Source organism: Gorillibacterium timonense (genome assembly GCF_001457415.1).
Lineage (GTDB): Bacteria > Bacillota > Bacilli > Paenibacillales > NBRC-103111 > Gorillibacterium > Gorillibacterium timonense.
The window spans coordinates 345,302-366,920 of the sequence record NZ_LN881722.1; the positions used below are offsets into that span (position 1 = coordinate 345,302).

Consider the following 21,619-nt stretch of genomic DNA (forward strand, 5'->3'; position numbering starts at 1 on the left):
AATGCTGACAAAGAGCGGGCTTTCTTAACGAGAATAGCAGGTTTTTACCGGAAGAGGCCTTGCCGCTTTCGATAAAGTAAATGTGGGTCCCTGGAGGCCGGCAGTCGCGGCTGCCGGCCTCCAGGGACCCACTGATAAGCATTCTCACTATTCCGAAGCCACGAAAGCCGAATGAGGGAGTCGTTCCGTTAACGAGCGAACCCATCCGGCGCGAAAGGAGAGTCCATGATGGAATTGCAACAAACCGCCTGCTGCTGTGGAGGAGAGTCCGAGCCCGATGAGAAGCTGGAGAAGGTCAAGGCGACCATCGAGCAGTTCAAACTGATGAAGGGCGCGCTCATCCCGGTCCTTCATGAAGTCCAAGACATTTACGGCTATTTGCCGGAGCATGTGCTGAAGGTGGTCTCCACCGAGCTTGAAATCCCGATGAGTGAAATCTTCGGTGTTGCATCGTTTTATCACTTCTTTTCCCTTACTCCGAAAGGAGAAAACGTGATCCGGGTTTGCATGGGCACCGCTTGCTACATCAAAGGCGCTCAAGGACTTCTGGACCGTCTCAGCACCGAGCTCAATGTCGCCGTTCAAGGAACCACCGCCGATAACAAATTCACGCTGGAGGCTACTCGCTGCCTGGGCGCTTGCGGTCTGGCCCCGGTTCTGACGATCGGCGAGAAGGTTTACGGCCGCCTCACACCCAACGATGTTCCGAAGATATTAAAAGAGTACAACTGATGAAAGCGTGCGCATGAAGCGCATTTTAAACGGGAGGTAGTGGCATGAAGCTGTTAACGGATCTTGAAGCGATCAAGACGCTTACCGAGGGCAAGCTGCAGAACCGGCAAATCACCGGAACCGCGGCAGGCGGCGTAGAGTTCCGCTCGGTGATGGTATGCGGAGGAACGGGCTGCACCTCGTCCGATTCTAACAAAATTATCGCGGCTCTCCAGAAGGAAGTTTCCAACCATGGCATTGAAGATAAGGTAGAAGTCGTTCGTACCGGCTGTTTCGGCCTTTGCGAGCTCGGACCGGTTGTCATCGTGTATCCGGAAGGCGTCTTTTACAGCCGCGTTGAAGTGAAGGACATCCCGGATCTTGTCGAACAGCACCTTCTTAACAACAAGCCGCTCAATCGCCTCGTGTATGAGAAAACGATTACAGACGGCGAAATCCACAACTTTGAAGAGACCGACTTCTTCCGCAAGCAAGTGCGGGTCGCCCTGCGCAACTGCGGCGTCATCGATCCCGAAGTGATCGACGAATACATTTCCCGCGACGGCTACAAGGCCCTCGGCAAAGTGCTGATGACCATGTCCCGGCAGCAGGTCATCGACACGGTGAAGCAATCGGGCCTGCGCGGACGCGGCGGCGGCGGCTTCCTGACCGGCATGAAATGGCAGTTCGCGGCCGATCAAGACAAGGATCAAAAGTATATGATCTGTAACGCGGACGAAGGAGACCCTGGTGCCTTCATGGACCGTTCGATTCTGGAAGGCGACCCGCATTCCGTGATCGAAGCGATGGCCATCGCAGGATATGCCATCGGAGCAAACCAAGGCTTCGTCTATGTTCGTGCGGAATATCCGATCGCCGTTCAGCGTTTAATGAAAGCGATTAAACAAGCCCGCGAATACGGCCTGCTCGGCAATAACATCCTCGGAACCGGCTTTAAATTCGACATCGACGTCCGCCTCGGCGCGGGAGCGTTCGTCTGCGGCGAAGAAACCGCTCTGATGAACTCTATCGAAGGCAAGCGCGGCATGCCGAATCCGAAACCGCCCTTCCCGGCGGTTGAAGGACTGTGGAGCCAGCCCTCGGTCATCAACAACGTGGAGACCTTCGCCAACATCGCGCCGATCATTCTGCGCGGGGCCGACTGGTATTCCAGCATCGGGACGGAGAAGTCGAAGGGGACCAAAGTATTCGCACTCGGCGGCAAGGTCGTCAACACCGGCCTCGTCGAAGTGCCCATGGGGATCACGCTCCGCGAGGTCATCTTCGAGATCGGCGGAGGCATTCCGAACGGTAAGAAGTTCAAGGCCATTCAAACCGGCGGACCTTCCGGCGGCTGTCTGACCGAAGAGCATCTCGACTGCACGATCGATTTTGATACGCTCACAAGCCTCGGCTCCATGATGGGCTCCGGCGGGATGATCGTCATGGACGAAGACACTTGCATGGTGGACGTGGCCCGTTTCTACCTCGATTTCACCCGCGATGAATCGTGCGGCAAATGTACGCCTTGCCGGATCGGGACGAAGCGCCTTCTGGAACTGCTCGACAAGGTGACCGAGGGCAAAGGCACCATTGAAGATCTCGACAAGATGGAGCAGCTCTCCATCACGATTAAGAACGCATCGCTTTGTGCGCTCGGCCAGACGGCGCCGAACCCGGTTCTGTCGACGCTCAAGTACTTCCGCAACGAATACATGGCGCATATCGTCGATCAAAAATGCCCGTCCGGCGTCTGCAAATCGTTGATTTCCTACACCATCGATCCGGAGCTCTGCCGCGGCTGCAGCCTCTGCGCGCGGAAATGCCCGAACAACGCCATCAGCGGTAAAGTGAAAGAGCCGTACGTCATCGATGCGGCAGCCTGCATCAAGTGCGGCGTCTGCTTCGATGTCTGCAAGTTCAAAGCCGTAGCGATAGTCTGACGAGAGGAGTGATCGAGAGTGAATACGATTAAAATTACGATCGACGGCATTGAGACGGAAGTCGCCAAAGGGACGACCGTGCTTGAAGCAGCCCGCGATCTCGACATCAATATTCCGTCCCTGTGTTACATGAAGGGGATCAACCATTCTTCCAGCTGCCGCGTGTGCGTCGTGGAAGTCGGCCCCCGGCTCATCGCCTCCTGTACGCTGAAAGCGGAAGAAGGCATGAAGATTCAAACCAATACCAAGAAAGTGCGCGATGCCCGCAAGGCCACCGTCGAGCTGCTCCTGTCCGACCACGACCGCGAATGCTTGAGCTGCTCCCGCAGCGGCGGCTGCGAGCTGCAAACCGTCTCGAACGACTTGAACGTGCGGACGGTCTCCTTTGCTGGCGAGAAGTCTCACGGCGGCAAGGACCTTTCGTCACCGTCGATCATGCGCGACTCGGCCAAGTGCATCAAATGCGGACGCTGCATCGGCGCCTGCAGCACGATGCAAACCGTTCATGCCATCGGCTTCAATCACCGCGGCTTCGATACGACCGTCGGTCCGGCCTTCGGCCGCGCCTTGGGGGACTCCACCTGCGTCAACTGCGGCCAATGCATCATGGCATGTCCGGTCGGTGCTCTGACCGAAGTCGAGAACATGAACGATGTGTGGAATGCGCTGTCCGATCCGAGCAAATATGTCGTCGTTCAGCCGGCTCCGGCGATTCGTGTAGCGCTTGGTGAAGAATTCGGCATGCCGGTTGGTACCCGTGTGACGGGCAAGATGGTCGCCGCGCTCCGCAAGCTCGGCTTCGACAAGGTGTTTGATACGAACTTCGGGGCGGACCTGACGATCATGGAGGAAGGAACGGAGCTCCTGTCCCGCCTGAACAGCGGAGAGAGCCTGCCGCTCATGACCTCCTGTTGCCCAGGCTGGGTCAAGTTCGTTGAGCACAACTTCCCGGATCGGCTGGATAACCTCTCCACTTGTAAATCACCGCATGAAATGGAAGGCGCGATGATCAAGACCTATTTTGCGAAGAAAATGGGCCTCGATCCGAAGAACATCGTCGTCGTCTCCATCATGCCCTGCACCGCGAAGAAGTTCGAAGGGCAGCGTGAAGAGCTGTCCAACGAAAGCATGCAGGACGTCGATCTCGTGCTGACGACCCGCGAGCTTGCCGCGATGATCAAGGAAGCGGGGATCGACTTCGTGAACCTGAAGGGCGAAGCCTTCGACAACCCGATGGGCGAAGGCAGCGGCGCGGGCGCCATCTTCGGAGCAACGGGCGGAGTGGCGGAAGCGGCTCTGCGGACCGTCTTCGAGATCACGGCCGGTAAAGAGCTGGAGACGGTGGAATATACCGCTGTACGCGGCTTGGATGGCATCAAGGAGAACGTGATCGAGCTGCCGAACGGCAAGAAGATTCGCACGGCCGTCGTTCACGGCCTCGGCAATGCCCGCAAGCTGATGGAAGCGATGGAGCGCGGCGAAAAAGCCTACGAGTTCATCGAAGTCATGGCTTGCCCCGGCGGCTGCGTAGCAGGCGGCGGTCAACCGATCATCGACGCTCAGACGAGCGAGAAGATCAACATCAAGGCGGAACGCGCCAAAGCGATCTATACGGAGGACGAGGCCCAAACCGTCCGGAAATCGCATAAGAATCCTTCCATCCAACAGCTGTATGCCGAATTCCTGGGAGAGCCGAACGGCCATCTGTCCCACGAATTGCTGCATACCCACTATGTGAAGCGTTCGAAGTTCTAATCGCATCGGGCTCCTGTGACGGAAACGGTCGGGGTGCAGGCGGCGGAAGCTCGTTCCGCTGGCGTGCTCCTTCCGTTTCTTTCCATTCAAGGCGAACGAAAAAATGTGAGTTGAAGCACATCCCAACTTGAGTGCGGCTTCCATCCCTATAATGGAGCTGAAACACGGATCAGAACCGCCTTAAGCTGAGCCGCTATCGCTTTTATCAGATGAACTCAGATGGACTGTCCCGATAAATCGGCCTGAAATCGGGTTTCAAAGACACCGTAACTAGTGAAAAAAATCACAGATATGGAAATAATGGCGGTGTAAAATCAAGATAAAGAGGGGAAAGCCCCCCGTTTTCCCCGGATCTACATGAAGGTTCGATACGGATTAACCCTGTTAAAGAACGCACAATCATCACGGAATTCTGGTCATACAGTCACTGGTCGCGGGCGTTATGCGCCCGTTGGCTACCTAGGAGGGTACAACGTGAAACGGAAGGATTGGGAGCCGGCTGACTTCATTAACGATCAGGAAATTCTAGCGACACTGGAAGAGGCAAAAAAGAAAGCGCTTGATCGCAAGTATCTGCTCCGTCTGCTGGAGAAGGCGAGAGAGTGCAAGGGGCTAAGCCATCGGGAAGCAGCCGTTCTCTTGGAGGTAATGGACGAGGAGCTTCTTGAGGAAATTTATCGTTCGGCCAAGGTGATCAAGGAGAAAATTTACGGCAACCGCATCGTCCTGTTTGCGCCGTTATATATAAGCAATTATTGTGTCAATAACTGTGAATACTGTGGGTATAAGCATTCGAATTCCGAGTTCGTCCGCCGCAAGCTGAACATGGAGGAGCTCGCGGATGAGGTGCGCATTCTTCAAGAGCTCGGTCACAAGCGCCTCGTGGTTGAGGCTGGAGAAGACCCGGTGAACTGCGATATCGATTACGTCGTAGACGCGATCAAGACGATTTATTCGGTGAAGGTGGACAACGGCAGCATCCGCCGCGTCAATGTGAATATCGCCGCCGCTTCCGTGGAAGATTACCGCAAGCTGAAGGATGCGGAAGTCGGCACGTATATTTTGTTTCAGGAAACCTATCATCGTCCCACGTATGCCGCTCTTCACAAGCAAGGGCCGAAGCATGATTACGACTGGCATACGACGGCGATGGACCGCGCCCAGATGGGCGGTCTGGATGACGTAGGCGTCGGGGTTCTCTACGGACTCTATGATCACAAGTATGACACGATCGCCATGCTGATGCATGCTGAACATCTGGAAGAACGCTTCGGCGTAGGCCCGCATACCTTGTCCGTTCCTCGCATGCGCGAAGCAGTGGGCGTAAACCTGGATACCTACCCGTATCTGGTCAAGGATGACGACTTCAAGAAGGTCGTCGCCATTCTCCGTCTGGCGGTTCCCTATGCCGGTATGATCCTGTCCACCCGCGAAGAGCCGACGTTCCGCGATCAGGTTATTCAGCTCGGCGTCTCGCAGATCAGCGCAGGGTCGAGCACCGGTGTCGGCGGCTACATGGAAGCGAAGCTTCATAAGGACGAAGAACCGAAGGAAAAGCCACAGTTCGAAGTGAGCGATCACCGTTCGCCGAAAGAGATCATCCGCGGGCTTTGCCGCGACGGGTATGTCCCCAGCTATTGCACCGCGTGCTACCGGGAAGGGCGTACAGGAGACCGTTTCATGCGCCTGGCCAAGAGCGGCCAGATTCACAACGTCTGCCAGCCCAATTCCCTCTTGACCTTCAAGGAATACCTGCTCGACTATGCCGATGAAGAAACCCGTCGGTTGGGCGAGGACATCATCAAGAAGGGCATGGAGGACATTCCGAAGGAGTCGGCCCGCAAGGCGACCCTGGACCGGTTAACCCGCATTGAGCAAGGGGAGCGGGATTTGCGTTTTTAGTTTTCCCCATTTCTGAAGGAGGGAACGTCATGCAAGCCTCACCCCAATCGGATCGGCTGCACATTACCGTATTCGGCTGTAAAAATTCTGGCAAGTCGAGCCTTATCAACGCATTAACCGGACAGTCCACGGCACTCGTCTCCGATGAGCCGGGGACGACAACGGAGCCCGTCTACCAACCCTTTCATCTTGATCGCGTCGGGCCGGTCGTCCTTGTGGACACCTCCGGGATCGATGACGAAGGCGACCAGGGAAGCTTCCGGGTTCACAAGACGAAGCAGGTCCTGGATGAGACGGACCTCGGCATCGTGATTTTTTCTCAAGAGAATGAATGCTTTAAGCTGGAAAAGGAATGGTACCGCGAGCTCGTCGGACGCAACATTCCGGTCATCGGCGTCATCACCAAGGTGGATGAGCGGTATGTCGATATCGATCCGCTGGAGATGGAGCTGAACATTCCCATCGTCAAGATCAGCGCCAAGAAAAAAATGAACATCGGAAGCCTGAAGGACGCAATCCGTGTGTTCGCTCCCGTCGAGTTTGAACGGGCCAGCATTGTGGGCGATTTGGTAAAGCCGGGAGATACAGTTGTTCTGGTTACACCGGAGACGATTCCCGCGCCCAAATACCGGCTGGTTGCCTCTCAGCAACAGATTTTGCGGGATCTTCTCGATCATCACGCGATGGTCTTGTTCGTAACGGATGCCGAGCTTCCCGGTCTTCTGGCCAAGCTGAACGGGCGGCCGGACCTCGTCATCACGGATTCCCAAGTCTTTGACAAAGTGAACGCGGTAGTGCCGGCTTCCGTGCCCTTGACCACTTACGCCATTCTCATGGCGCGTTTCAAGGGTGATCTGGAACGGTTCATCGATGGCGCGAAAGCCATCGAAACGCTGAAGCCCGGTGATAAAGTGCTGCTCTCGGAAGCCTGCATCCAGCATCCGCATAACGGCGAGATTGACCGCGTGCTCGTGCAGCAGAAGCTTCATGAAGCGGCAGGTGGCCAACTGGAGATCACGACGAACGTGGGTCCGGATTTTCCAGACAACGTCGGCGACTACAAGCTGATCGTCCACTGCGGCGGCTGCATCTTCAACCGCAAGCAGCTGATGATGCGCCTGCTTCGCTCCAATGAGCAGGGAGTGCCGATTACGAATTACGGCATCTCCTTCGCTTACTTTCACGGCATCCTTCCGCGCGTCGTGGATGTGCTGCAGGCAGAGCAGCGGTAAAGGCTTACGAAAGGGTGCTCTGAGCTTGAGCCATCAAGTGGACGGGGAATCGAGCTTGGTGCTGCCCCGGGCAATCGCAGAGGGCTCGGCAAGCGGGCGAAGAAGCGGGATAAAGCGCCCGAACTTACGTTTTACCGGATGGCGGGGGCTCCCGCCATTTTCTTTAGGAGAGGAAGAATCGGTCATGGAGGAACGGATGAATACGAACGCGGAGGAACGCGTTGAGCGGGATTCGCTTGGATCGAAGAGCCTTCCGTCCGGTGCTTATTACGGCATCCATACGCTCAGAGCGATGGAAAACTTCTCCGTCAGCGGCAGGCCGGTCAATCGGCATCTGATCCGGGCCCTCATCACGGTGAAGAAAGCGGCGGCTCTCGCCCATCTTCGACTGGGTACCTATCCTGCCGAGATCGCTCAGGCGATTGCTTCCGCCTGCGACGAGCTTCTCGTAGACGGAGAGGCTCGTGCCTGGGAGGAGCGCTGGGGCGAGCATTTTCCGATCGACGGTCTTCAGGGCGGAGCCGGGACCTCCACCAACATGAACGTCAATGAAGTGGTGGCCAACCTTGCCATTGAACGGCTTGGCGGGCGGCGGGGCGACTACTCGGTCGTGCATCCGCTCGATCACGTCAACTGCTGCCAATCCACGAACGATGTGTACCCTACCGCGCTGCGCATAGCAGCCATCCGGCTTCTGCGCCGGGTGAGCGCGGCTTTCGCCTCCTTGCAGGAAGCGCTGCAGGAGAAGGAGCAGGAATTCGCCGATGTGCTGAAGCTCGGACGGACCGAGCTGATGGATGCCGTGCCGATGATGGCCGGGCAGGGCTTCGGCGCCTATGCGAAGGCAGCCGCCCGCGACCGCTGGCGGCTGTACAAGATCGAGGAGCGGCTGCGCGAGGTGAATATCGGTGGAACGGCGATCGGCACAGGGATGAACGCTCCCGTGAAGTATTCCTATTACGTGACCGAGCTGCTCCAGGATCTGACTGGCTTCGGGATCGCGCGCAGCGAATACCCGATGGACCCGACCCAGAACATGGACGTGTTCGCGGAAGTGTCCGGGCTTTTGAAGGCGGCTGCCGTCAATCTGCTGAAGCTGTCCCATGATCTTCGGCTGCTCGCCAGCGGCCCCGCTGGAGGGTTCGGGGAGTTGGAGCTGCCTGCGGTTCAAGCCGGATCGTCGATCATGCCGGGAAAGGTCAATCCGGTCATGGCTGAAATGGCCGGAAGCGCGGCCATGAAGGTGATGGCCCATGACACTGCAATCACCTTAGCGGCTTCCTCGGGGCAACTGGAGCTGAACGCCTTTGTGCCCTTGATCGCCGATTCGCTGCTCGATTCGCTGGAGACGCTGGCGAATGCGGTAACGCAGTTCGAGACCCGCTGTGTCCGCGGCATCCGCATCCGGGAGGATCGCTGCCGCGACAACGTCGAGCGATCGGCAGTGCTGGCGACGGCGCTCGTCGGCCGCATCGGCTATGAGGCAAGCGCGCGCGTAGCGAAGCGCGCCCAGAAGGAAGGGCGCAGCGTCCGGGAGATCGTTCTGGAGGAAGGACTTTTAGCCGAGGAAGAAGCGGATCGCATCTTGAATCCCTATCAAGTGACCAAACCGGGGATACCAGGAAGATAAAACCGCATGCCGCCCGGAGAACGAGATTCAAGGTGGATGCGAAGTGGATAGAGCTGTACTGAGAATCGCAGCGGCCGGAGGAACGGGGCTATGGAATCCGGTGCCGCTCTTGGGGAATAGGGGGAGAAATGCCGTGAGTCTGAATGAAACGCCGCGCTCCAGCCGGCTGCATATCGCCATCTTCGGCCGCCGCAATGCGGGGAAGTCGAGCATCATCAATGCCATCACCAAGCAGGAGATCGCCGTCGTCTCCGCCGTCAAGGGGACGACGACGGACCCGGTCTATAAATCGATGGAGCTCTTGCCCATCGGGCCGATCGTGCTGATCGATACGGCGGGCTTGGACGATGAGGGCGAATTGGGCGAGCTCCGCAGGAAGAAGACGCTTGAGGTGCTGAACAAGACCGATCTCGCGCTCATCGTCGTCGATGCGGCGGAAGGCGTTACCGAGTTTGATCGTGAAATCGCTGAGCTCGTGCGCGGTAAATCCATCCCGGCCATCGGCGTGCTGAACAAGACCGATCTGTTGGCCGAAGATGCGGAAGGAGCGGAAGCGGCGCTGGCGGCGGAAGAACGTGCCGCAAGCGAGCTCGGTTTGAAGACAGTTGCCGTATCCGCGAAGGAAGACCAGCGGATCGCCGAGCTCAAAAAGGCGCTCATCGCCGCCGTTCCGGATGAAGAGGACAAATTCCGTATCGTGGGTGATCTGCTGTCGCCTGGGGATCTGGTCGTGCTGGTCGTCCCCATCGACAAGGCCGCGCCGAAGGGACGGCTCATTTTGCCGCAGCAGCAGACGATTCGCGATATTCTGGAGAGTGACGCCATCGCGGTCGTCACCAAGGAATACGAGCTGAAGGAGACGCTGGAGAGCCTCGGCAGGAAGCCAAAGCTGGTTATTACCGACTCGCAGGTGTTTCTCAAGGTAGCCGCGGATACGCCAAAGGACATTCCGCTCACTTCGTTCTCCATCCTCTTCGCCCGTCACAAAGGCGATCTGGAAGAGATGGTGCGCGGTGCGAGAGCCATCGATCGGCTGCAGGACGGAGATAAGATCCTGATCGCCGAGTCGTGCACGCATCACCAACAGCCCGACGATATCGGCAAGGTAAAGATTCCCCGCTGGATTCGCCAAGCTACAGGGAAGCAGCTTCACTTTGATTTTGCGAACGGCATGAAATTTCCGGACAACGTCAAAGACTACGCTCTCATCGTCCACTGCGGAGGCTGCATGATGAACCGCAGGCAGATGCTGTGGCGGGTCGAGCAGGCGGTGGAGGCCGGTGTGCCGATCGTCAACTATGGAGTCGCCATCGCCTACGTTCAAGGCATTCTGGAACGGGCGATTTCCCCGTTCCCGCTCGCTCGCTTCGCCTGGGAGGAAGGCGAACGGATCTAAGAGATGGTTCGGGCCGCACTTACGTTTGCTCTAAAGCGTGTCTTCAAACGATGGTGCAACGTAAGCGGAGCCGAGCGCTGGAATGAGAGAAGGCGATGAGGAACTATTCTCATCCTACGGACTGGTTGAGAGAATTGGACATGGATACGAAGAGAGCTGCTGCAGGCTCTCTTTTCTTCTATTCACCTGTAACGAATAGCGACGGCGGAGCGAATAAGAGAGGACAAGGCCGGAGAGAGAGGGGGCGATCGAGCGGCATGAGCCGGGAAGAGGAAGAGATTCGACAGTTTGTACAAGGGAGCCGTGCCGCCTTTGAAGCGCTCGTTCTCCGCTACCGGCAGCCCGCAGTTGGGTTCGCCCGCCATTATGTCCGCGATTATCACATCGCCGAGGATTTGGTCCAGGACTGCTTTGCTTATTTGTATGTCTACCCCGATAAGTACAACTTTCGCAGCTCCTTCAAGACGTATCTCTACACCCTGATCCGGCACAAATGCGTGGATTACCTACGCAAAAGAGAGCGGAGAAAGGAATACGCGAGCGTGACGGGGGAAGCCTTCCAGCCGGAAGGCAGGCCGAACAGCCGGGAAATCAGCGATCCTCTGCCGGGTCCGGAGGAGCAGGTGCTCGCTCTTGAGAGCTGGACGGCCTGGGAGAATCGGCTGGATCAGCTCCGGGAGGAGTACCGTTCGGCCCTCTATCTGGTGGATGTGGACGGACTGTCTCCGCAGGAAGCGGCGGCAGTATTGGGGAAATCGTCGGCAGGATTCCGGGTTACGCTGCACCGGGCGCGAAAAAGGCTGAGAGAGTTGACGGAGAAGGAGGGAGAACATGAGCAAAGAGAATGGGAAGAGCGGATTCGAGAACAGCGGGTGTAAGGACAGCCATGAAGGAGCAAGAGAGTCGGAAGCGGCCAACGAGGCGCGGAACCAGAGTGGAATGAGCGAACCTGCAACTGCCGAACAGGTAACGATTGACCCGGCCCAAGAACAATTTCTGCGCGGCGTCTACTTAAAGGCGTATATGCTGGAGTACGACCGCCGGGAAGACGAACGCGTTCGACAGAACCGCAAGCGGCTCCGCAGGCAAAGCCTTGGACGACTATCCATCATGGTCTTCGGTCTCTTGTTCGGCTATGTCTTCCTTCGGATGAACTCCTACGATCTCATCACGCTTTTGGCGTTTTCCTTGGGGATTGTGGCTTTAGGAACGATCCTGGAGCAGACGGAGCTTCGGTGGACGGGAGAACAGGAAGATTCGGCGGGCCGGGAAAAGGAGTGGGAACCTTGGAAGTAAGTCTGAATCAATTGACGAAACGTTACGGCAGCAAGACAGCTCTCGATCAGGTCACCTTGAAATGGGAGGAAGGCGTGCAAGGGCTGCTGGGTCCAAACGGAGCGGGCAAAACGACGCTGATGCGCCTTCTCGCCACGCTGCTCACGCCATCGGCGGGAAGCGCCGAAATCGGCGGTGTTCCGCTTACGGAGAAGGGACGCATTCGCGAAATGATCGGCTATCTGCCGCAAGATTTCTCGTTCTATCCCGGGATGACGGTCGGAGAGGCGATGGACTATCTCGCTCTCCTGTCCGGTGTGAAGGGGAAGGCGGAACGCAAGCGACGGATCGATACGCTGCTCGAAGAAGTGAATCTGGCCGCTCACCGCAGGACGAAGGTGCGGGCGCTGTCCGGCGGGATGAAGCGGCGGCTCGGCATCGCGCAGGCGATGATCCACGAGCCGCGGCTGCTCATCGTAGATGAGCCTACCGCAGGACTCGATCCCGAGGAGCGCATCCGCTTCCGCCAGCTGCTGGCGAGGTTCGCAGAAGGCCGGGTCGTGCTGCTGTCCACCCACGTGGTGGAGGATGTGGAGTCCTCCTGCCGGCAGGTGACGGTGCTGCAGAATGGCCGGATGCCGTTTACCGGAGAGATTCCCGAGCTTGCAGAGCAAGCCAGAGGGCGTGTCTGGCTGGCGGAGATGGACAAGGGAGAATGGGCGAGGGCCAACAGCCGATACCCGATCGTATCCGCCGTAGCGACCGTTTCCGCCATGAAGGTTCGCCTTTTGGCCGACGAGAGGCCATTCTCTGACGCGGAACCGGCAGAGCCGACGATGGAAGACGGCTATCTCTGCTTGGTGGGCAAGGGAGGGAGCGGGCGATGAACTTCTTCTCCCTCGTCGGGAAAGAAATGAAGATGCTGAGCCGCAATCTCGTCTTCTATCTGCTGATTGCCGTCATTCTGCTGTTCTTCTATGGGAATTACGCGACCTCCGAGAGCTGGGAGGGAGGAAAGGCGCCGAAGCTGCCGCAGAAGCAGGAAGAGCAGGTCGGGCAGGGAGCCTCAGGAGCGGCGAACGGCTCCGGTGAGATCGCTGATCCGGGGGCAACCGGTGAAGGGAGCGGCTCGGGTGTCGTTGCAAGTCCCGGCGCAGCCGGGGAAGAGAGCAGCGCAGGTGCTGCCCCAAGCCCGGTTGAAGGCGGAGCCGATAATCCCGCGGATGTGGGCGATCCCGCCGAACAGGCGCCTCCTCCTATGCCCGTCTATGGCTTCAAGAATATCACAGAACCCGAGCTACTCGCTCAGCGTTATCAGTGGTCGCTTGAGGCTGACTTGAAGAGCGGATCGATGGAGCAACGAATCTTCTTCGGGATGTTTGCTCACAAATCGAAATTGTCTGCAAGTGACCGGGATGCCATGAACGCGTTGATCGCTCAATTAAACGAGGTTCAGCAGAAACCGGGCAGCTACACTTCTCTTGACGTTGTGCAAATGGCGGCCGATCTCGACCGGAAGCTTGGCGGCTGGACCCATTACATGCGAGATGGTATGACCTTTATGGATGGGATCTATACCTATGAGGAAGCCATGGCGCAGTACCGCTTAGAGGAAGCGGAATACCTCCAGCGGGTGAAGGAAGGCCAGGTCTACCCGGGAATGGCTCGCCTCTTCTGCGATTATATGGGGCTTACCGCCGGGATCTTCCCGGTCTTCCTCGCTGCCTTTGCTCTTAGTCGCGACCGGGCGAGCCGAATGAACGAGCTGATCGCGAGCCGCCGGGTGCGGGCGTGGAGCTATGTCGGAGCCCGCTTCACCGCTTATGCGCTACTGATCTCTCTTGTCTATCTGCTGCTCTCCGTCCTGGCTGCCTGGGAAACCGCCGCGGCGCTTGAGGGGGAAGGCGCCTTTTGGACGGCACTGCCCATCTTCCTGGCGCATGGGGCCGGCTGGCTGCTGCCCACCGTCTGGGCGACGACCGCCTTTGGCATGCTGGTCTACACGCTGTTCGGCAGCGGACTTGCGGCGATTCCGCTGCAGATCGCATGGTGGCTGATATCGGCTCTTCCTCTGATTGGAGATTATCGGCTCTATAAATTAATCCTGCGCTTTAATACGCCGACGGAAGCGGCCACGTATCGCCATTACGCCGGAGACATTTTAACCAACCGCATCTTCTACTCCATTCTGGCTCTCCTGATGGTCGAGGCGGCCGCTCTTCTTTGGGAACGCAGGCGCAGCAGCGGACATGCGGCGAAGCGTAGAATTCGAAAGCGGCATGCGAACTCGCTGCCGATCCAGGAGGGGGGCCGATGAGCCGATCATCCGGCGCCGTTCCAAATCCAGCTATCCCTTCTTCCGTGAGCGGAGCGGCGTTCGTTCCGCTCACCCTGCACAACCTTCGGCTCATCGCGACCTACAGCTGGCTTGCCGTCCCCGTGATCCTCGCCTTTATGGTGGTGTTGGCCAATCCTGCTTTCATGGGTCCTCCACAAGCCGCACTCTGGGGCGAGCGGTTTATCAGCCTGACCGCTCTGCTCCTGTTTCCCCCGTTAGCCCTCATGGATGCGGGCGGGGTTGGCGAGACGCTGCTTGCCAAGCGGTATCCGCATCTGCGCATTTTCGTTATGCGCTGGCTGCTTACCGCCGTATACATGGCTGTTCTCACGATTGCTTTCCTTGGCTTCCTGCGGCTGTTCGGAGCGACCTTCGAGCTGGCGGCCCTCGTCGGCGGGGTATGGATGACGGCCCTCGCATTAGGATCAATAGGCATGCTGGCTTCGGTTTTGTTTGGCAGCCTGCCCGCCGGCTTCATTCTCGCATTCGCCTGGTATTTGATGGACTGGACGACGAAAGGCAAGTTTACCGGCTCCTTCTATCTGTTCAGCATGGCGAAGGGCGTCTGGAACTCCGACAAGCTTTGGCTGCTTGGAGTGGCGCTTGTCTCCACCGCCATTTCCGCCTGGCTGCTGCCGAAGAGCCTTGGAGGAGAAGCGTACCGCTAAAGCTCCCGCTCGGATCGAGAGATAGGACCTGAGACGACGACTGAAGTACCCATTCGATAAGCTCCCCATTTCCTGAAATAGGAGTGTGTATGCAAACACGCTCTAGGAGATGGGGAGCTTTTTTTCGCGTGTTGGAAGCCCTTGAAGATTTCATAGGGGTCTGCGAACAAACCGTTTGATTTCTTATAGAAATCTAATTTCCTCCTTATACTCCCAAAAATAGCCATGTGTTTTAATGAAAGTAGAAGAAAAGAAGCCTCGCAGCGAAAGAGGCAAAATCTATCATCAGCGAAACGGGGAGAGTAAACGGATGAGTACAGTGGAAGAAACGCTCCTGCTGCCGGATCAGGAAAGGAGAAGAAAATCGCGAGTACCGCATGTCTTCCAGGTCATGTACAAGTACTGGGTTTTCTATCTCATGATGCTTCCGGCATTGATCATCATCATCTTCAACAACTACATTCCGATGCTCGGGGTGGCGATCGCCTTCAAGAATGTGGATTACTCCAAGGGAATCCTCGGGAGTGAGTGGTCCGGGTTTGAGAACTTCAAATATCTATTCGCCACGGAGAAAGCCTGGGTCATCACGCGCAATACCCTCGCATACAACGGTGTATTTATCATCTTGTTCCTCGTTATCGGGATCGCGTTCGCGATTATGTTCTCGGAGATGCGCAACCGCTTTCTATCGAAGCTGCATCAGAGCGTCATGTTCCTGCCTTACTTCTTGTCCTGGGTTGTGGTCGCTTACCTCGTCTTCGGCTTCTTGAGCACCGATAACGGGTTCATAAACGTCACGATTCTGCCCAAGCTCGGACTCGAACCGATTGAATGGTATTCCCAATCGAAATATTGGCCGTTTATTCTCCCCTTGGTGAAGGTGTGGAAGGAAGTCGGCTATTCCACCGTCATCTACCTGGCGGCGATCATCGGGATCGATCACGAATACTACGAAGCCGCCTTGATCGACGGCGCGAACAAATGGCAGCAGATTCGCAAGATCACCATTCCCTTGATCAGTCCGGTCATCATCGTCATGACGCTTCTGCAGATCGGCAAGATCTTCAACGCGGACTTCGGTTTGTTCTTCCAGGTGACGCGTAATGCCGGCGCCCTGTATTCAACGACGCAGGTTATCGATACGTATGTCTACCAGACCTTCCTGCAGATGGGCGACATCGGCATGTCATCCGCTGCGGGGATGATACAATCCGTAGTCGGATTCTTCCTGATCTTCTTTGCCAATCTGATTGTACGGCGCGTCAGCAAAGACGACGCATTATTCTAGGGGGCGCTTGACAATGAGCATGAGTATGGAAGGGAAGCTGAACACGCCTGCTTCGTCAGGCCGAAGAACCAAAAAATCGAAAAACCCCAACGCACTTTCGGGACCGGCGAACCTGGTCATCAACATATTCTTTTGGCTCTACTCCGCGGCCTGTGTTCTGCCGCTGGCACTGGTCATCATCGTCTCGTTTACCGATGAGAATTCCATTCTTCGCAGGGGTTATACATTCGTTCCGGAAAAATGGTCGACATTCGCTTACGAGTTCTTGTTCAAGGATTGGCAGCAGCTGGTCCATTCGGCGGAAATCTCGGTGATCGTCACCGTCATAGGAACCTTGCTCAGTCTGTTCTTCATGGCTCTGTATGCCTACCCGATCTCAAGGCCGGACTTTCCGCATCGCAACTTCTTCTCCTTCTTCATGTTTTTCACCATGCTGTTCAACGGCGGTCTGGTTCCCTGGTATCTGGTCTACACCCGAATGCTGCACCTCAAGGACAACATCTGGGCGCTGATCATCCCGCTCATGATATCCGCCTTCTATATTATGATCATGCGAACCTTCTTCGCGAACACCATCCCTGGGGCGCTGATCGAATCGGCGAAGATCGACGGGGCGGGAGAGCTTCGGACGTTCATTCAGATCGTGCTTCCGTTGTCGCTTCCGGTTCTGGCTACGGTGGCTCTGTTTCAAACCCTCGGCTACTGGAATGACTGGTTCCTCAGCATGATCTACATCTCCATGCCGAACGGCTCGAATCTGCAGAACGTCAATCTGCAGTATCTGATGTACAAAACCATGCTCGACATTCAGTTCATCACCTCCAACCCTACAGCACTCTCGGCAATAACTGCAGCAGGCGGCGATCTCAAGATTCCGCAGGAGTCGGTGCGGATGGCCATGGCGGTTGTCGGCATCGGGCCGATCGTCTTCGCGTATCCCTTCTTCCAGAAGTATTTCGTACAAGGGCTCACCGTCGGTGCGGTAAAGGGCTGATCGTACTCTAGCGGTCAAGGTACAAGGGGATAACGTCGGCGGCCGCTGAACGTTTCCCCGGTCCTTCCGGAAATCAAGCTCGTATACGCCTTGCCATCCCCCGCGAGGGGAGTGCGGGCAACGGATTCCAGGCTTCAATCGGCGCAAGCTGCCGGTTCAGCATATAAGATCAATAGGGAGGTTTTGAATTTCATGAAAGCAGTGAAAAAAAGCGCAACTCTGCTGCTCATGCTGATGCTGGTGCTCAGCCTTAGTCTGGCGGGGTGCAGCAAGAAAGAAGAAGGCTCTTCCGCATCTCCCAGTGAAAAGGCTTCCACCGCACCAAGCGCTGAGGCGAGCAAAGCTCCGGCTGATTCGCCAAGTGCCGATCCTGCTAAAGAATTGAAACCGTATACAGTCAAATTGCTGTACATCGGCGCGGCTCAAAAGGATGAGCAAAAGGTCGAAGACGCGATCAACAAGATCCTCGAACCGAAGATCAACGCTAAGCTGGATATCGCACCGATCGACTGGGGCGCTTGGGACAACTCCACGAACCTGATGATCGCGAGCCGCGAGAAATTCGACATCATCTTCACGGCCCAATGGAGATTCTATGCGACCAACGTGGCCAAGGGAGCTTATCTTCCGCTCAATGACGACAGCCTGAAGGATGTCGGCAACCTGATCGACAAGTATGGTCAAGGCATTAAGGAAAACCTGAATCCGTCGTTCCTGTCCGGTTCCCAGATCAACGGTAAAAACTATGGGATCCCGACCAACAAAGAATTGGCTGCTCAAGGCGGCATCGTGTATCGTTCCGATATTGCAGATGAACTCGGGATCGATATGTCCACCGTCAAGACGGTTCAAGACCTCGACGCTGTTTTGAAGGTCGTCAAGGAAAAGAAACCGGATATCACTCCGCTGTACTTCAAAGAAGGTGAAACCTTCAATTCCCACTACATGGCGCAGTATGATACGCTGGGGGATGACGGCACACCCGGTATGATCTTCAAGAACGGAACGGAAACCAAGGTCGTTTCCAAGCTGGATACGGACGTTTACAAAGCAAATGTGAAACTCGCTCGCGACTTCATGAAGAAAGGCTATATCAACAAAGACGCCGCTGTCGCTACCAATTCCACGCAGGATGCAATGAAAGCCGGCAACGTATTCATGACCGTGCAATCGTTGAAGCCGGGCAAGGACATTGAAATGGCGAACGCCATCAACATGGTAGGCAAGCTGAAGCAAATCGCTTTGACGGATGCGACGATCTCCACGGGCGATACGGCAGGTGCGATGCTGGCCGTTTCCAGCACCTCGGAAGACCCGGCTCGCGCGATGATGGTGATCAACCTGCTGCATACCGACAAAGATATCAACAACCTGATCAACTTCGGGATTGATGGCGTTCACTACAAGAAAGTAGCCGACAATGTCATCGAACCGGGTCCTGATGCAGCCAACTACAGCCCAGGCGCTGCTTGGATGCTCGGCAACCAATTCCTGAACTACATCTGGAAGACCGAATCCCCGACCAAATGGGATGAATTCAAGGCTTTCAACGGGCAAGCCAAAGCTTCTCCCGCACTCGGCTTCACCTTTGATACTTCCAGCGTGAAAACGGAAGTCGCCACCTGTAAAGACATCATGAAGGAATATGACGCCAGCCTGGATACCGGCTCCGTCGATCCGGATACGGCTCTTGCCAAATATGTCGACAAGATGAAGAAGGCCGGTATGGAAAAGATCATTACTGAGAAACAAACGCAACTGGACGCCTTCCTCGCCACCAAAAAATAAGCGGAGCGGAAGCGCACAGCCTGCCAACTGCCGTAATCGAATAACCAGCAAGAAGAGCCCCGCCGGTATCCAAGATCCGACGGGGCTTTCCCTATGTTATTTGATTATTGGCTTAGCTTTTCATCGAGCGCTTTGATGTCACGCACCATGGTCTCCCAAGACCTGTCTGCAGCCAGGTCACCGTCGTCCACTTTACGAAGCACCTTTAGCAGCTCGGTTTGAATCGTCGCATGATTGGCGCCGGTAAAGGGGGGCTTAACATTGCGGGCGGCTTTGGCGTAAATGTCGCCAATCGGTGCGTCATTGAAGTAAGGATCGCGATAGTCGAGCAGAGTTTGTTTGCTGTAGAGCGAAGGGGTGGAGGGGAAGGTCCCCTGATTGATGAAGGTTTGCAGCTGCTGCTCCGGAGCGGTCAGCCATTTGATCAACTGGTACGCTTCCTCCTTGTGGCTGCCGGTCACGGGCAGCGCCAGGAACGAGCCCCCCCGGCTGGCATAGCCTTCCGGGATCTCCGCGATGTTCCAGAGTCCGTCCGCCTGCGGCGCACTGTCCTTCATGCTCGCGACGAGCCATGCCGGACACAGCATGACGGCGAAATCCTGCGTCAGTCCCTTGCTCCATTTTTCGGTATGGATGGTCAGATTAGCCGACAGGCGATTCTCATGGGCCTTCAAGGCATAGTCCCATGCCCGCTTGACGGCTGGATTGCTCTCCACGATCAGATGTCCCGCACGGTCATAATATTGTTCCTCGGCCTGGTTGATCATTACCCGGTACAAGCTTTCCATGTCATTGATGAAGGCGACGTTGGTTTTCTCGCGCAGTTGAACTCCCGCTTCCAGGAACCGGTCCCACGTGTTTATCTGCTTGGAGACTTCTTCCGGGTCAGTTGGAAGTCCGGCTCGAGCGAACAAATCCCTCCGGTAGATCATGGCGTACGGACCGATATCGGTCGGCAAGCCGTATAGGAAGCGGCCGTCATCGGAAACCGCCTGATCCCACTTCCAGCTCAGGAACTGGTTCTTCAGCTCCTCGGCTCCAAAATCGAACAGGTTGTAGAAGTATCCGGGATTGCGCTTAAACCAATCCATGAAATCGACCTCGATCATGGCCACATCTGGGCTCGTGTACCGGGCGGCGAAGGCGGTTTGCAGCTTGTTGGGAAGCTCCTCGTAAGCGGAAGACTGGATATGGATGCTGAGCTCCGGGTGCTGCTCCTGATACACGCTTATGATATCCTCAAGTCCCGAGCCTGGAATGAGCCAGACGTTGAGGTCAATGGGCGGATCGGGGGCTTCCTTCACCGTAACGGAGGGAGTCAAGGCGCATCCGCCGTTTAACAGAAGGGCGGTACAGCACAAGCCGGACAACAGGGCTCGTAAACGGGTTTGCAAGGCAAGCTGCCTCCTCATTCGCGGAATCATGCGTTCAGTCATGCCTGCAGCGGTCGGTGCTGCTTCTGATAATCCTGGGGAGTAATGCCCACATGCTTTTTGAAGATATAGCTGAAGTAAGCGGGATCTTTAAACCCGACGCGCTCGCTCACTTCATAGACTTTGACGGTGATGTCGTCGAGCAGAGCTTTGGCCTTGGCGATTCTCAGCCCGGTTAAGAAGCTCGAGAAGCTTTCGCCGATGTCCTCCTTGAAGATCCGGCCGAGATAGGTCGGATTCATATAGAGCTCCTCGGCGATCGTCTTCAAGGTGAGGTCCTCCTCCAATCGGCGTTCCATCGCCTCTACGGTGAGAGAGATGACCCGGCGGGATGCTTTTACGCGGATATGCTCTTCCATTTGGGCGGGTGCTGCACATTCCTGAACGTCCAGGATATGGGTAACGGTGGCGTCCGGAGATTTCTTGGCCAATCGAGCAGCCTGCAAGCTTTCGCGGTAGGCGGAGCTGAGCGATTCCAAGCTCTTGTGCCGTTCCGATAGCCCGAGGCAGAAGCTGCACTTCAGGATGGCGGCAAGCTCGCTTACGAAGCTGGCGGCCAGAAGGCGGTCTTCTTCGGAATCGGACTCGGATAGAGAATGGAGAAAAAGGACGATCGGCCCTTCTTGTTCTTCGATCATGCCGATGGCCCGTCCGTAAGGGAGGAACCAGTCCTCGGCGATATTGCGCACCGCATTGTAGAGCGTGGACTCCTTCCAGCCGGGGGTCAAAGTCTCATTCTTAAGAAGGACCGTAAGCACGATAAAGGAGTCGTAAGGCGGAATGATCGATTCGTCGAAGTAAGGCAGCGGGATTCCGTAGAGCAGGTCATGCAGCCGTTTTTCCAGGAGGTTCTTCTGCCTCAGGCGGTTGAGCTGCGCCTCCTGCTTTCGCTTCTCCAGCTGTTCCTGTAGGTTGGCGACGAGCTCGAGAATATCCTCCACGGAGGAAGGCTTCACCAGATAATCCTTCACCCCATATTGAATTGCCTGTCGCGCATAAGCGAAATCCTGGTAGCCGGTCAGCAGCACCAGCTCGGTCCCTGGATAATGCTGCCGGACATGCTGGGCGAGGCTCAAGCCGTCCATGCCCGGCATGCGGATGTCGGAGATGATGAGGTCAATCGGCACCTGAGCCAGAATATCCAACGCGTCGAGTCCGTTCTCCGCCTCTCCCGCCACGGTCCATTTCGCTCCAGCGGTGTTCAGCATGTCGGATAAGGAACGCCGGACAAAGCTTTCGTCGTCCACGATAAGAATGTTCATAGGG

At 56.5% G+C, this 21,619-nt stretch carries 17 protein-coding genes; 15 read left to right on the forward strand and 2 right to left on the reverse strand.

What is annotated here, in order from left to right; genetic code table 11:
- Positions 1-228 precede the first annotated feature (228 nt).
- The 15 genes from nuoE to BN2684_RS06145 all read left to right on the forward strand — a co-directional run bounded on the left by nuoE (position 229) and on the right by BN2684_RS06145 (position 18,920).
- Positions 229-732, forward strand: coding sequence for an NADH-quinone oxidoreductase subunit NuoE (gene nuoE, locus BN2684_RS06075; RefSeq protein WP_058301272.1), 504 nt, complete (start codon positions 229-231; stop codon positions 730-732).
- Positions 733-776: 44 nt separating this feature from the next.
- Positions 777-2,654: an NADH-quinone oxidoreductase subunit NuoF gene (gene nuoF, locus BN2684_RS06080; RefSeq protein ID WP_082651787.1), complete on the forward strand. Its 1,878-nt coding sequence runs from the start codon at positions 777-779 to the stop codon at positions 2,652-2,654.
- Positions 2,655-2,672: 18 nt separating this feature from the next.
- A complete protein-coding gene (locus tag BN2684_RS06085; protein ID WP_058301273.1) occupies positions 2,673-4,409 on the forward strand; it encodes an NADH-dependent [FeFe] hydrogenase, group A6 in 1,737 nt (578 codons plus the stop codon).
- A gap of 474 nt (positions 4,410-4,883) precedes the next feature.
- Positions 4,884-6,311: a [FeFe] hydrogenase H-cluster radical SAM maturase HydG gene (hydG, locus tag BN2684_RS06090; RefSeq protein WP_058301274.1), complete on the forward strand. Its 1,428-nt coding sequence runs from the start codon at positions 4,884-4,886 to the stop codon at positions 6,309-6,311.
- A 29-nt stretch (positions 6,312-6,340) separates the two neighbouring features.
- Positions 6,341-7,543 carry a [FeFe] hydrogenase H-cluster maturation GTPase HydF gene (gene hydF / locus BN2684_RS06095; protein ID WP_058301275.1) on the forward strand — a complete coding sequence of 401 codons (1,203 nt, stop codon included), beginning with the start codon at positions 6,341-6,343 and terminating at the stop codon, positions 7,541-7,543.
- A 184-nt stretch (positions 7,544-7,727) separates the two neighbouring features.
- The gene (locus BN2684_RS06100; protein WP_082651789.1) at positions 7,728-9,173 is read left to right on the forward strand and encodes an aspartate ammonia-lyase; all 1,446 of its coding nucleotides are present in this window, start codon (positions 7,728-7,730) and stop codon (positions 9,171-9,173) included.
- 133 nt (positions 9,174-9,306) lie between these two features.
- Entirely contained in the window at positions 9,307-10,569 is a 1,263-nt protein-coding gene (gene hydF / locus BN2684_RS06105; protein ID WP_058301276.1) for a [FeFe] hydrogenase H-cluster maturation GTPase HydF, read from the forward strand.
- A 140-nt stretch (positions 10,570-10,709) separates the two neighbouring features.
- On the forward strand, positions 10,710-11,447 hold the full coding sequence (locus BN2684_RS06110) for an RNA polymerase sigma factor (RefSeq protein WP_159065768.1): 738 nt from the start codon (positions 10,710-10,712) through the stop codon (positions 11,445-11,447).
- Positions 11,401-11,865, forward strand: coding sequence for a hypothetical protein (locus BN2684_RS06115; protein ID WP_058301278.1), 465 nt, complete (start codon positions 11,401-11,403; stop codon positions 11,863-11,865). The genes BN2684_RS06110 and BN2684_RS06115 overlap by 47 nt, the downstream gene beginning before the upstream one ends.
- Entirely contained in the window at positions 11,856-12,731 is an 876-nt protein-coding gene (locus BN2684_RS06120; RefSeq protein WP_058301279.1) for an ABC transporter ATP-binding protein, read from the forward strand. The genes BN2684_RS06115 and BN2684_RS06120 overlap by 10 nt, the downstream gene beginning before the upstream one ends.
- A complete protein-coding gene (locus BN2684_RS06125) occupies positions 12,728-14,161 on the forward strand; it encodes an ABC transporter permease (RefSeq protein ID WP_058301280.1) in 1,434 nt (477 codons plus the stop codon). The genes BN2684_RS06120 and BN2684_RS06125 overlap by 4 nt, the downstream gene beginning before the upstream one ends.
- Positions 14,158-14,850, forward strand: a complete 693-nt coding sequence (locus BN2684_RS06130) for a hypothetical protein (RefSeq protein WP_058301281.1) — start codon at positions 14,158-14,160, stop codon at positions 14,848-14,850. The genes BN2684_RS06125 and BN2684_RS06130 overlap by 4 nt, the downstream gene beginning before the upstream one ends.
- 310 nt (positions 14,851-15,160) lie before the next feature.
- Positions 15,161-16,138 carry an ABC transporter permease gene (locus BN2684_RS06135; protein WP_058301282.1) on the forward strand — a complete coding sequence of 326 codons (978 nt, stop codon included), beginning with the start codon at positions 15,161-15,163 and terminating at the stop codon, positions 16,136-16,138.
- Between the two features lie 19 nt (positions 16,139-16,157).
- Positions 16,158-17,132: a carbohydrate ABC transporter permease gene (locus BN2684_RS06140; RefSeq protein ID WP_234340189.1), complete on the forward strand. Its 975-nt coding sequence runs from the start codon at positions 16,158-16,160 to the stop codon at positions 17,130-17,132.
- Positions 17,133-17,324: 192 nt separating this feature from the next.
- Positions 17,325-18,920: an ABC transporter substrate-binding protein gene (locus BN2684_RS06145; RefSeq protein ID WP_058301283.1), complete on the forward strand. Its 1,596-nt coding sequence runs from the start codon at positions 17,325-17,327 to the stop codon at positions 18,918-18,920.
- 104 nt (positions 18,921-19,024) lie between these two features.
- On the opposite strand, the gene BN2684_RS06150 is transcribed toward BN2684_RS06145, so the two are convergent.
- Together BN2684_RS06150 and BN2684_RS06155 are read right to left on the reverse strand one after the other, a co-directional pair.
- Positions 19,025-20,314, reverse strand: a complete 1,290-nt coding sequence (locus tag BN2684_RS06150) for an ABC transporter substrate-binding protein (RefSeq protein ID WP_058301284.1) — start codon at positions 20,312-20,314, stop codon at positions 19,025-19,027.
- A gap of 38 nt (positions 20,315-20,352) precedes the next feature.
- The gene (locus BN2684_RS06155) at positions 20,353-21,615 is read right to left on the reverse strand and encodes a response regulator transcription factor (RefSeq protein WP_058301285.1); all 1,263 of its coding nucleotides are present in this window, start codon (positions 21,613-21,615) and stop codon (positions 20,353-20,355) included.
- Positions 21,616-21,619 lie beyond the last annotated feature (4 nt).

Bases quoted from the DNA above. Each gene is read 5' to 3' on its own strand.
- nuoE (WP_058301272.1), top strand. From the start codon at position 229: ATGGAATTGCAACAAACCGCCTGCTGCTGTGGAGGAGAGTCCGAGCCC.
- nuoF (WP_082651787.1), top strand. From the start codon at position 777: ATGAAGCTGTTAACGGATCTTGAAGCGATCAAGACGCTTACCGAGGGC.
- hydF (WP_058301275.1), top strand. From the start codon at position 6,341: ATGCAAGCCTCACCCCAATCGGATCGGCTGCACATTACCGTATTCGGC.
- BN2684_RS06100 (WP_082651789.1), top strand. From the start codon at position 7,728: ATGGAGGAACGGATGAATACGAACGCGGAGGAACGCGTTGAGCGGGAT.
- BN2684_RS06110 (WP_159065768.1), top strand. From the start codon at position 10,710: ATGGATACGAAGAGAGCTGCTGCAGGCTCTCTTTTCTTCTATTCACCT.
- BN2684_RS06115 (WP_058301278.1), top strand. From the start codon at position 11,401: ATGAGCAAAGAGAATGGGAAGAGCGGATTCGAGAACAGCGGGTGTAAG.
- BN2684_RS06125 (WP_058301280.1), top strand. From the start codon at position 12,728: ATGAACTTCTTCTCCCTCGTCGGGAAAGAAATGAAGATGCTGAGCCGC.
- BN2684_RS06130 (WP_058301281.1), top strand. From the start codon at position 14,158: ATGAGCCGATCATCCGGCGCCGTTCCAAATCCAGCTATCCCTTCTTCC.
- BN2684_RS06135 (WP_058301282.1), top strand. From the start codon at position 15,161: ATGAGTACAGTGGAAGAAACGCTCCTGCTGCCGGATCAGGAAAGGAGA.
- BN2684_RS06140 (WP_234340189.1), top strand. From the start codon at position 16,158: ATGAGTATGGAAGGGAAGCTGAACACGCCTGCTTCGTCAGGCCGAAGA.
- BN2684_RS06145 (WP_058301283.1), top strand. From the start codon at position 17,325: ATGAAAGCAGTGAAAAAAAGCGCAACTCTGCTGCTCATGCTGATGCTG.
- BN2684_RS06155 (WP_058301285.1), bottom strand. From the start codon at position 21,615: ATGAACATTCTTATCGTGGACGACGAAAGCTTTGTCCGGCGTTCCTTA.